Origin of the sequence: Streptomyces melanogenes (assembly GCF_014649795.1) — a bacterium.
Taxonomy (GTDB): domain Bacteria; phylum Actinomycetota; class Actinomycetes; order Streptomycetales; family Streptomycetaceae; genus Streptomyces; species Streptomyces noboritoensis.
The window spans coordinates 61,937-72,871 of record NZ_BMTS01000028.1 but is presented as its reverse complement, the minus strand read 5'-3'; the positions used below and the strand labels follow the sequence as shown (position 1 = coordinate 72,871).

General features: G+C 71.5%; 6 protein-coding genes and 1 pseudogene. 5 read left to right on the top strand and 2 right to left on the bottom strand.

Annotated features, from left to right (window positions below; all coding sequences use genetic code 11):
- From IE252_RS44185 to fabG, 4 genes and pseudogenes are all read left to right on the top strand, one after another.
- Positions 1-93 (top strand): annotated as a pseudogene (locus IE252_RS44185) (transposase); the annotation flags it as partial.
- Between the two features lie 16 nt (positions 94-109).
- Positions 110-4,006 (top strand): type I polyketide synthase, encoded by a 3,897-nt coding sequence (locus IE252_RS36880; protein WP_268248452.1) that lies wholly within the window; start codon positions 110-112, stop codon positions 4,004-4,006.
- A gap of 57 nt (positions 4,007-4,063) precedes the next feature.
- Complete coding sequence (locus IE252_RS36875) at positions 4,064-5,503, top strand: coproporphyrinogen-III oxidase family protein (protein ID WP_190093845.1); 1,440 nt, start codon at positions 4,064-4,066, stop codon at positions 5,501-5,503.
- Positions 5,500-6,261, top strand: a complete 762-nt coding sequence (gene fabG / locus IE252_RS36870; RefSeq protein WP_190093844.1) for a 3-oxoacyl-ACP reductase FabG — start codon at positions 5,500-5,502, stop codon at positions 6,259-6,261. Before IE252_RS36875 ends, fabG begins: the two co-directional genes overlap by 4 nt.
- 28 nt (positions 6,262-6,289) lie before the next feature.
- Here the strand turns inward: fabG and IE252_RS36865 are convergent, their stop codons facing one another.
- Positions 6,290-7,189: an acyl-CoA thioesterase gene (locus IE252_RS36865; protein ID WP_190093843.1), complete on the bottom strand. Its 900-nt coding sequence runs from the start codon at positions 7,187-7,189 to the stop codon at positions 6,290-6,292.
- A 164-nt stretch (positions 7,190-7,353) separates the two neighbouring features.
- Here IE252_RS36865 and IE252_RS36860 point away from each other — a divergent pair, with 164 nt between their 5' ends.
- Complete coding sequence (locus tag IE252_RS36860; protein ID WP_190093842.1) at positions 7,354-9,552, top strand: MMPL family transporter; 2,199 nt, start codon at positions 7,354-7,356, stop codon at positions 9,550-9,552.
- Positions 9,553-9,557: 5 nt separating this feature from the next.
- Here IE252_RS36860 and gltX read toward each other — a convergent pair whose 3' ends face one another.
- Positions 9,558-10,922 (bottom strand): glutamate--tRNA ligase, encoded by a 1,365-nt coding sequence (gene gltX, locus IE252_RS36855; protein ID WP_229849036.1) that lies wholly within the window; start codon positions 10,920-10,922, stop codon positions 9,558-9,560.
- Between the last annotated feature and the right edge of the window lie 13 nt (positions 10,923-10,935).

The window sequence follows — 10,935 nt, the reverse complement described above, 5'->3', positions numbered from 1 at the left end:
GGCAGCATGATCCGCCGATACATCATCTGGCGAAACCGTCACGCCGACGACCGGCGCCTACGCGCCGTCGTCGACAGGGCAAACGTCGCCTGATACGGCACTAGTAGGGATCGGATGCACACTGCCCGGTAAGGTCCACGGGCTGGACGATATGCACACCGTCCTGTCCGAAGGGCGGGACTGCGTCGAGGAAATACCGTCCAGCCGCTGGGACGTGGAGGAGTTCTACGATCCCGATCCCCTGGCCCTTGGCAAGACCTATACTCGGCACGGCGGATTCGTCGACGACGTCGACCTCTTCGACGCGACGTTCTTCGGCATCTCGGACGCCGAGGCGACCCGCATGGACCCGCAGCAGCGCCTGCTCCTGCAGACCGTGTGGCACGCCCTGGAGCACGCCGGGCAGAACGCCGACGAGATCAGGGGCAGCAACACCGGTGTCTTCCTGGCCCTCATGAACAGCAACAGCTACTTCATCCTCAAGCACGAGGCCGTGGGCCTGAAGGGCATCACGGCGTACGACTCGATGAGCGACTCGATGAGCATCAGCGCCGGCCGCGTCGCCCACTTCCTGGACCTGAAGGGCCCGTGTCTCACGGTGGACACCGCCTGTTCGGGTTCGCTGGTCGCCATGCACCTGGCCCGGCAGTCCATCCTCACCGGCGAGTGCGATTCGGCCATCGTGGCCGGGGTGAATCTGATCCTCAACCCGCAGGTCCACATCGCGTTCTGCAAACTCGGCCTGTTCTCGCCCAGCGGGCAGTGCCGGTCGTTCGACGCGAAGGCCGACGGGTACGTCCGCAGCGAGGGCTGTGTGGCCGCGCTGCTGCGCCGTCAGTCGCTCGCCGAAGAGCGCGGCGATCCCGTTCTCGCCCACATCGTCGGCACCGCGATCAACCACGACGGACGCACCCCGGCGCTGACCGCCCCCAACGGGCGGACCCAGGAAGAGGTGATGCGCGCCGTCCTCACCCGCAGCGGCATCGACCCCGCCCAGGTCGACTACGTCGAGGCGCACGGCACCGGGACCCCGGTCGGCGACCCCATCGAGATGAGCGCCATCGCCAACGCCTACGGTCGGCCGCACACCGCCGGGCGGCCGCTGTACGTCGGCTCGGCGAAGAGCAACTTCGGACACACCGAGGCGGCGGCGGGACTCCTCGGCGTCCTCAAGGCCGCCCTCTCCCTGCACCGCGAGACCATCTACCCCAGCGTCCACCTCGACCGTCTGAACCCCAAGATCGACCTCAGGGGCGCCGCGGTGGAGATCCCCACCGAGCCGGTGCCCTGGCCCCGGCGGGACGCGCCGCGCCTGGCCGCCGTCAACTCCTTCGGCTACAGCGGCACCAACGCCCATGTGCTGCTGCGCGAAGCCCCGACCCCGCGCCGGCACACCGATGCGGTGCGCCGACGCCCCGCCGAACTGCTCGTGCTGTCCGCCAAGTCGTCCGCGAGCCTGGACGCGCTGGCCGACCGCTGGGCGCAGCACCTCTCGCGCACCGACCGGGACAGCCTGCCCGCCGCCGTCTACACTGCCGCAGCCGGGCGGGCCGCGCACCGCCACCGCCTCGCGGTGACCGGACGCGGCGGCACCGAGATCGCCAACGACCTGCGGCTGTGGCGGACCCGGCGCACACCCCCGTCGGTCACCGGCGGCCACCCGGTCAAGGCCGCCAGGACGGCCTTCGTCTTCACCGGCCAGGGCGTCCAGTACCCGGGCATGGCCCGCGAACTGTACGACCACGAACCGGAGTTCGCCGCCGCGATCGACCGATGCGCCGAGGTGCTGGACGGCGAACTGCCCGTACCGCTGCGGCAGCTCCTCTTCGACGACCAGTCACCGCAGGCGCTCGACGACACGCGCCTCGCGCAACCGGCGCTGTTCGCCGTCGAGTACGCGCTCGCATCCCTGCTGCGCTCCTGGGGAGCGGTGCCGGACGCCGTGGTGGGGCACAGCATCGGCGAAGTCGTCGCCGCGTGCGTCGCCGGCGTGCTCACCCTGGAGGACGCCGCCCGCTTCAGCGCGGTACGCGGCCGCCTCATGGGCGAACTGCCGCGCGACGGCGTGATGCTGGCCGTCGCCGCCGACCCCGGAACCGTCGAGGGCTGGCTGTCCGGGCGGGAGGCCGACGTCTCCCTGGCCGGGGTCAACGGGCCGCGCGCCGTGGTCGTCTCCGGCCGGGCCGAGGCCGTGGACGACATCGCGCGCCTCGCCGGAGCACAGGGCGTGCGCACCACCCGGCTGCGCACCTCCCACGCTTTCCACTCACCGCTGATGGACCCGGTCCTGCCCGAGCTGGACAAGGCGGCCGCCACGCTCAGTCCCGTCGCCCCGGCCGTGCCGGTGTTCTCCGGCGCCACGGGCGAGGCACTGACCGGTGAGGAGGGCCCCGAGTACTGGAGCCAGCAGGCCCGTCGGCCGGTCCGGTTCCACGACGCCCTGCGTGCGGTGGCCGCCAGCGGCTGCACCGCGGTAGTCGAGATCGGCCCCCACCCCGCACTGCGGACGTACGTGGCGGAGGCGTTCGGGAAGACCGACGTGACCGTGATCTCCACGCTCCAGCAGGACGGGCGGGACGTACGCAACCTCCTCGCCGCCGCGGGCGCCCTGTTCACGGCGGGCGCCGCCGTCGACCTGCCCGCGCTCTACCGGGGCCCGCGCCACCGCCGTACCTCGTCCGCCCCGCAGTACCCCTTCCGCAGGGACCGCTACTGGGTGACACCCGAGGACAACGGCCGCGCGGCGACCGCACCGGCGGCCCCACCACGGCAGGCGGCGCCCGAGCCGCTACCGGCCGCGCACAGCGTCCACCGGCAGGACGTCCAGCCCGGCACACCCTGGGTGGACCACCGCATCCTCGGCGCCACCGTCTTCCCGGCCACCGGCTATCTGGAGCTGGCCGTCGACGCCCGCGCCTCGGCCGACGGCTACGGCTCCACACCCGTCGAGCTCACCGGCGTCAGCTTCGTGCGGCCGCTCGTCCTGGCCCCGGCCAGGCCCAGCAGCGTACGGGTGGACCTGGCGGGCGAGGGCGCCCCGGCCGACGGCCGCTTCCGGTTCACCGTGGCGGGGGGCGACGGCGACGACGCGCCCCGGTACTGCCACGGGACGGTCGGACCCGCCGGGAAGGAACCGGGCGGCTTCGCCGAGCGCCTTGAGGACCTGCGCGCCCAGATGTCCACCTCGCTCGCGCCCGGGCGCCTCTACGGACTGCTGCGCGAGGACGGTCTGGAGTACGGCGCGAGCTTCTCCACCGTCCGCGAGCTGTGGACCGACGAGGCGGGCGGCCAGGCGCTGGGCCGGATCACCGCCGCTCCCGACGGCGCGGGCCGGGCCGGGCATCCGCACCGCTTCGCGACCATGCTCGACGGCTGTCTGCACCTGGCCGCGGCCGCGGCCCGCGACGGCGCCCCCAAGGGCACCTACCTCCCGGTGGGCATCGGCCGGATGGTGCTGCACGGGCCCCTGCCCGACCAGATCTGGGGCCATGTTCGGCTGGCCGAGGCCACCGACACCGCGTTCACGGCGCGCCTGCGCGTCCTGGACGACACCGGGCGCCTCCTCGCCGACCTCGACGCCATCGAGTTCCGGCGCGTGGGCTCCCTGACCGACCCGGACGCGGCCGGGCCCGCCGACAGCCGCTCGCGCGACACCGGCGAGTCGCGGCGCGAACTGCGCGCCCACGTCGAGCCCCTCGCGGCAGGCGAGCGCACACAGGCGGTCATCGACTGGCTGATGGTCGAGATCGTCGACACCCTGGGCCGGATGTCGACGGAGCTGGAGATCGACATGAGCGATCTCGACCCCTCGCTGGCCCTCCTCGAGATCGGCCTCGACTCGCTGACCATCACCGAACTCCAGCGCCGCATCCAGGAGAAGCTCGACTTCCGTTTCAAGGCCATGGAAGCCCTGGAGTACCAGAGCATCGACGAACTGGCGGAGTACCTCCTCCACCAGGTGATCCTCGCGGATCCGGCCGGTGCCGACGCTCCGGCGCACACCTGAGCCCGGCCCCGCGCCGCCACCGGCAGACCACATCCGGCAGATCCCACCAGAGGGGAAGTGCCAGCAACCGTGTTGAGCCCCGACTTCGTCAACAACTACCTCGACAGCCACCTCGGTGAACGCCAGGTCAACAAGATCCAGCACGGCTTCCCGTCGCCGCGCTTCTGGAACGAGACGTCCGTGCCCCTCGACGAGATCGCCGAGGACCGGATCCACCTGCGCGAAGCGCACGGCACCTCACCCGTGTTCCTGTACGTCGGCGTCCCGTACTGCATCCAGACCGACCCCGGAAAGTGCGGGTACTGCCTGTTCCCCGTGGAGGAGTTCCAGGGCAACGCCGCCCTGGAGACCTACTACGGATACGTGGAGCGGGAAGCGGAGATGTACCGGGAACAGATGCGGGGCTCCGTCCTCGCCGGAGCGTACTTCGGCGGGGGCACCTCCAACCTCTACAAAGGACCCGTCTACCACCGCCTGATGGACATGGTGCGCCGCCTCTTCCCGGAGATCTCCGAGCAGGCGGACCTCACCCTGGAAGGCATCCCCCAGCTGTTCTCCCGGGAGAAGATGCAGGCCATCAGCGACTCCGGGATGAACCGCATCAGCATGGGCGTGCAGCAGGTCAACGAACGCCTCAACAGCTTCAGCGGCCGCAAACAGACCACCAAGCACGTCATCCAGAGCCTGGAGTGGGCCCGTGAGCTCGGTCTTTCCGCCAACGTCGACCTGATCTTCGGCTGGCCGCAGCAGACCGTCGACACGATGCTGGAGGACCTGGAGACCCTGGTGTCGTGGGACGTCTACGACATCACCCACTACGAGCTGAACGTCGGCGGTCCCACCGACTTCGCCCTCAACCGCTTCCACGAACTGCCCAGCACCCTGGCCAACCTGGAGATGTACCGGGCGGGGCGCGACTTCCTACTCGACCGGGGCTACCAGCAGCTGTCCACGTACAACTTCCGCCGCCCCGGCGACCCCGCGGCCCACGACTTCCGCGAGGGCTACACCACCCGCTTCGACCACCTGGACACCCTGGGACTCGGCTACGCGGCGATCACCTTCTTCGGCAATCCCGCACTCGACTCGGGCCGCTCCTGGTCGTTCATCAACCAGCGCAACCTGGCCCAGTACAAGGCCGCCGTCGACAACGGCCGGTTCCCCGTCGAGCGGGGCTACCGGCACACCGCCGAGGACTGGCTGATGATGCTGCTCTTCCGCAGCCTCATCAGCACGGAGATCGACCGCACCCAGTACGCGGCCGCCTTCGGCCTCGACATCTACGACAAGTTCGCCACCGTGTGGGACGCCCTGGCCGAGCGCGGCTACGCGCGGATCACACCGGAGCGGATCACCCTGACCGGCGACGGCCCGTTCTACGCGCCGATGTTCTCCGCCCTGATCGCCGAGGACCGCTACCGCGAGCTGCGCGAGGAGGCGGCGCGGCGCAAGAAGGAGTCCGTCCGGCCCGCGGCCGCCTCCCGGAGCGGACAGTGACGGACGACCTGCCCCTGGCGGGGCGCGGCTGCGTCGTCACCGGCGGGTCGCGCGGCATCGGCGCCGCGGTGGTGCGCCTCGCACTGGCGCAGGGCGCCGATGTCGTCTTCGGCTACCACAGCGACAAGGACCGCGCCCGCACCCTCGCCGACGAGTTGGGCGCGGCCTACCCCGACCAGCGGTGCGTCCCGCTGTACGCCCATGTCGCGGACACCGACGAGGCCGAGCGCTTCGCCGTCGCGGCGCTGGGCCACCTCGACCGGTTCGACGTCCTCGTCAACAACGCGGGCGTCACCCGGGACACCCTGTTCGCCCGGATGACCCCGCAGCAGTGGCGCGAGGTCATCGGCACCAACCTCGACAGCATGTACACCGTCACCAAACCCCTGCTGATGCCGCTGGTGAAGCAGCGCGGCGGCGCCATCATCAACATCGCCTCCTCCTCCGGGCTGCACGGCATCCCCAGCCAGACGGCCTACTCCGCCGCCAAGGCCGGGGTGATCGGCTTCACCAAGGCCCTGGCCAAGGAGATCGGCGCCCGGGGCGTCACCGTCAACGCGGTCGCCCCGGGGCTCATCGAGACCGACATGACGGCCGCGATACCGCCGGACAAGACCGAGTTCCTCAAATCCCTCATCCCCGGCCACGCCTTCGGCACCCCGCAGGACGTGGCGCACCTGGTGTGCTTCCTCGCCTCCGACCGGGCCCGCTACATCACCGGGCAGGCCATCGAGGTCTCCGGCGGCCTGGTCGTCTAGGCACCGTACATGCCGGTACGGAGACGGCTCAAACGGTCTGCCCATGGCCGCCGCTCACGCGCAGGAGTCCCTCCTGGGCGAGGGTGGCGGCCAGGGTTCCGTCACGGGTGAAGACCCGGCCGAGGACGAGGCCGCGCCCACCGGCGGCCACGGGCGTCTCGTGGGCGCAGAGCAGCCAGTCGTCCGCGCGGAAGGGCCGGTGGATCCACACCGTGTAGTCGATGCTGCGGCCGTTGGCGTGGAACCACGAGACGCCGTGCCGCACCAGCACGGTCTCCAGCATGGTGACGTCGCAGATGTAGACCAGGAGGCAGGCGTGGAGCAGCCGTGCGCGCTCGCCCCCCGCCCCGGCCGGCAGTTCGCCCTTGACGCGCAGCCACACCTGGGTCCGGGCGGACGCAAGCGACGGGTCCTTCTCCACGTCGAAGCTCAACGGCCCCACGAACCGCTGGTCGTACGGCTTGCCCAGGGGCGACACCTGAGCGCCGAACGCCTTCGTCAGCCGCTCCTCGTACGTGGGCAGGTCCTCCGGGGCCGGAACATCGGGCATGGGGTCCTGGTGGGCGAGGCCCGGCTCGGGCCGGTGGAAGGAGGCGGCCAGGGCGAACACCTCCCGGCCGCGCTGGCTGGTACACACCCGTCGGGCGGCGAAGGAGGTGCTGTCCTTGACCCGTTCGACCCGGTGCTCGAAGGGCGTGTCCGGCACGGCGGGCCGGGTGAAGGACGCGTGCACCGAGTGCACGTCGAGCCCGGCGGAGACCGTACGGCCGGCGGCGGCCAGCGCCTGGGCGGCGACATGTCCGCCGTACACGGGCGAGGAGGGCTCCAGCGGCGCCGGCCCCAGGAAGTGCTCGCCCTCGCCCCGGTCGGGCACGGGCTCCAGTTCGAGCAGGCCGAGCAGGTCGAGGAGTGCGCGTTCCTGATCCATGGGCCCCACTCACCTCGGCGTCGCCGTGCGCCAGTCAGTATCGCCAGCCCGGCCCGGCCCATCAACCGAACGGGCCGCAAAGGTGGCCGAGTTGTGCCGCTGACAGGACACCGGTCCGTGCGGTACCTCGGAGCAACGCCCGCCCGACGATCGGAGGACCCCCCATGTTCGACCGCGTCAGCGCGTTGCTGTACCGGCGGCGCGCGGCCGCGCTGTGGGTGAGCGCGGTGGTCGTCGTACTGGCGGGAATCGGCGGCCTGGGGGTGGAGAACCGGCTGGTCCACGGCGGTTTCGCGGATCCCGGGGCGCAGTCCTCGCGCGCCGAGCGCCTGGTGGCCGAGCACTTCCCGGGCGCCGACGACGACCTGGTACTGCTGGTGAGCGGCGCCGGTCCGGTCGACTCGGCGCGGATGACTTCCGTCGGCTCGGAACTGACCCGGCGCGCGGAACGGACCCCCGGCGTGCGGGCGGCCACCTCGTACTGGACAGCGGGGCGCGCGCCCTCGCTGCGCTCCCGGGACGGCTCCATCGGGCTCGTCACCCTCTCCCTGCGCGGCGACGAGGACGACCGGGCGAAGACCGCCGAGCGGCTGGTGCCGGACGTGCGGCGGCACGCGGACGGCCTGGCGGTGATGGCGGCCGGGTCCGCACAGGTGCAGTCGGAGGTAGGCAAGCAGACCGCGCACGACCTGCTGCTCGCCGAGGCGATAGCCACACCGATCACCCTGGTCCTCCTCCTGCTGATCTTCGGCAGTGCGGTGGCCGCCGCCCTGCCGCTGGTCATCGCGCTGCTGTCGATCCTGGTGAGCCGGGCCGTGCTCAACGCGCTGGCGGGCACGGTGTCGATCTCGGTGTACTCGATGAACTCCACCACCGCGCTGGGCCTCGGACTCGCCATCGACTACAGCCTGTTCATCCTCGCCCGCTTCCGCGAGGAGCTGCGCGGCGGCGCCACGGTGCGGGAGGCGCTGGTGCCGACCGTGCGCAGGGCCGGGCGGACGGTCGCGTTCTCCGCGCTCACCGTGGCGCTGTCCCTCGTCGCCCTGCTGGTCTTCCCGCAGTTCTTCCTGCGGTCCTTCGCCTACGGTGGGATCGCGGTGGTCCTCACCGCCGCCGCGGGCGCGGTCTTCGTGCTGCCCGCGCTGCTGGCCGTCCTGGGCCACCGGGTCAACCGCTACGACGTCTTCGCCCGGTGGCGCGGTGCCGCGCCACCCACCGCGCCCGAGAACGGGCGCTGGTACCGGTTCGCGACGGCGGTGATGCGCCGCCCGGCGCTCTACGGCGGCGCCGTGATCGTGCTGCTGCTCGTCCTCGCCTCCCCGTTCACCCGGGTCACCTCCGGCCTCTTCGACGACCGTTCGCTGCCCGCCGACTCCCAGGTGCACCGCGCCACGCAACTGCTGCGCGACCGCTTCGACGCGGGCGTGCTGGGCACGGTCCCGGTGGTGGTCAAGGGTGCGGGGCCGGGCCTGGACTCCTACGCCGGCGCCCTCTCCCAGGTGCAGGGCGTCCGCCAGGTATCCGCGTCCACCGGCTCCTACGCGGATGGCCGCCGGGTCCAGGAGCCCGGTCCAGGTTCCGCCGCCCTCGTGGACGGCGACACCGCGCTGCTCTCGGTGGTCTCCTCGGTGGAGCAGGACTCCTCCGCCGGGACCCGGGTCGTAGGCCGTCTACGGAACGTGGAGCCGCCCGACGGCACCGACGGGGTGTGGGTGGGCGGGCGGGCCGCCGAGGTGAAGGACAGCACCGCGGCCATCACCCGGGCCACCCCGGCGGCGATCGGCATCGTGGTGGGCTTCTCGCTGGTGCTGCTGTTCCTGTTCACCGGGAGCGTCCTGATGCCGCTGAAGACGCTGGTGCTCAACACCCTCAGCCTCAGCGCCACGTTCGGGGCGATGGTGTTCGTCTTCCAGGAGGGCCATCTGTCGTTCCTGGTGGGCAGCCCGCTGCACACCGGCACCCTGGACGCCACCATCCCGATCCTGACCTTCTGCGTGGCCTTCGGCCTCTCCATGGACTACGAGGTGTTCCTGCTGTCCCGTATCCGCGAGCGCTATCTGCTCACCGGCGACAACACGGAGTCGGTGGCCTTCGGCCTCCAGCACACCGGCCGCATCATCACGGCCGCCGCGGTCCTGGTGGCCGTGGTCCTGTTCGTCTTCGCGGTCTCCGGGGTGACGCTGCTGAAGCTGCTCGGCGTCGGCCTGGCCCTGGCGGTGATCCTGGACGCGACACTCGTCCGCGCGGTCCTGGTCCCCTCCTTCATGCGCCTGGCGGGCCGCGCCAACTGGTGGGCCCCGGGGCCGCTGCGCCGCCTCCACGACCGCGCGGGGCTGCGGGAGGACACCGATGACGCGGCCTGACCGGGCTACCCGGCGAGCTTCGCCAGCGCGGCATCCAGCCGCGCCAGCGTCCGCTCGCGCCCCAGGACCTCCAGCGACTCGAAGAGCGGCAGGCCCACCGTCCTGCCGGTCACCGCGACGCGGACGGGAGCCTGGGCCTTGCCCAGTTTGAGGTCGTGCGCCGCGGCCACCTCCTCCAGGGCCGTCTTCAGGGACTCGGCGTCCCACGGCGCCGAGGCGTAACGCTCCCGGGTGTCCTTGACGATCGCGTCGGCGCCCGGCTTCATCGCCTTCGTCCACGACGCCTCGTCGTCCACCGGCTCGGCGAGGAACAGCCAGTCGACGTACTTGGTGATCTCGCCGAGCACGGTGATGCGCGTCTGGGCCAGCGGGGCCAGGGTCGCGAAGGCGGCGGCGTCGAAGGACTCGGGCACCCAGGTCGCGTACGGCTCGGTCAGCCACGGACCGCACGCCTCGACGAACTCCTCGGGCGACAGGTCGCGTACGTACGCGCCGTTGAAGGCGGACAGCTTCTTCACGTCGAAGAACGCCGAGGAGCCGTTGACGTCCTTGACCCGGAACAGGCGCTCCAGCTCCTCCTGCGGTCGGATCTCCATGTCGCCGCCGGGACCCCAGCCCAGCAGCATCAGATAGTTGACCATCGCCTTCGGCAGATAGCCCTCGGCGAGGTAGTCCTCCAGCGCGACCTTGTCGCGGCGCTTGGAGAGCTTCTGCCGCTTCTCGTTCACGATCACCGGCAGATGCGCCCACACCGGCGGCGTCGCCCCGAGCGCCTCCCACAGCAACTGCTGCTTCGGCGTGTTCGACAGGTGCTCCTCGCCCCGGATGACCTGGGTGATCCCCTCGTCCAGGTCGTCCACCACGTTCGCCAGCAAGAAGACAGGCGAGCCGTCGCCTCGGGCGACGACGAAGTCCTCGATGGCGGAGTTCGGGAAGGCCGGCTCGCCCCGGACCAGGTCCACGACGACGGTCGCGCCCTGGTCGGGCGTACGGAACCGCAGCGCCCGCCCCTCCGCGTACTCCAGACCGCGCTCCCGGCAGAACCCGTCGTACCCGAGTTGCTGCGAACCGGTCCGCTCCTGGACCTGCTCGCGGGTGCAGTCGCAGTAGTACGCGCGGCCGTCCGCGTACAACCGTTGCGCGGCCTCGCGGTGCCGGTCGGCGTTGTGCGACTGGAAGTACGGTCCCTCGAAGGCGGGGTCGGTCTCGGAGATGCCGATCGACGCGAGCGCGCCGATGATCCCCTCCGTCCACTCGGGCTTGTTGCGCGCGGCGTCGGTGTCTTCGATGCGGAGGACGAAGGTGCCGCCGGACTGTCGCGCGACGGCCCAGTTGTAGAGAGCGGACCGGGCCCCGCCGACGTGGAACATTCCTGTCGGGGAG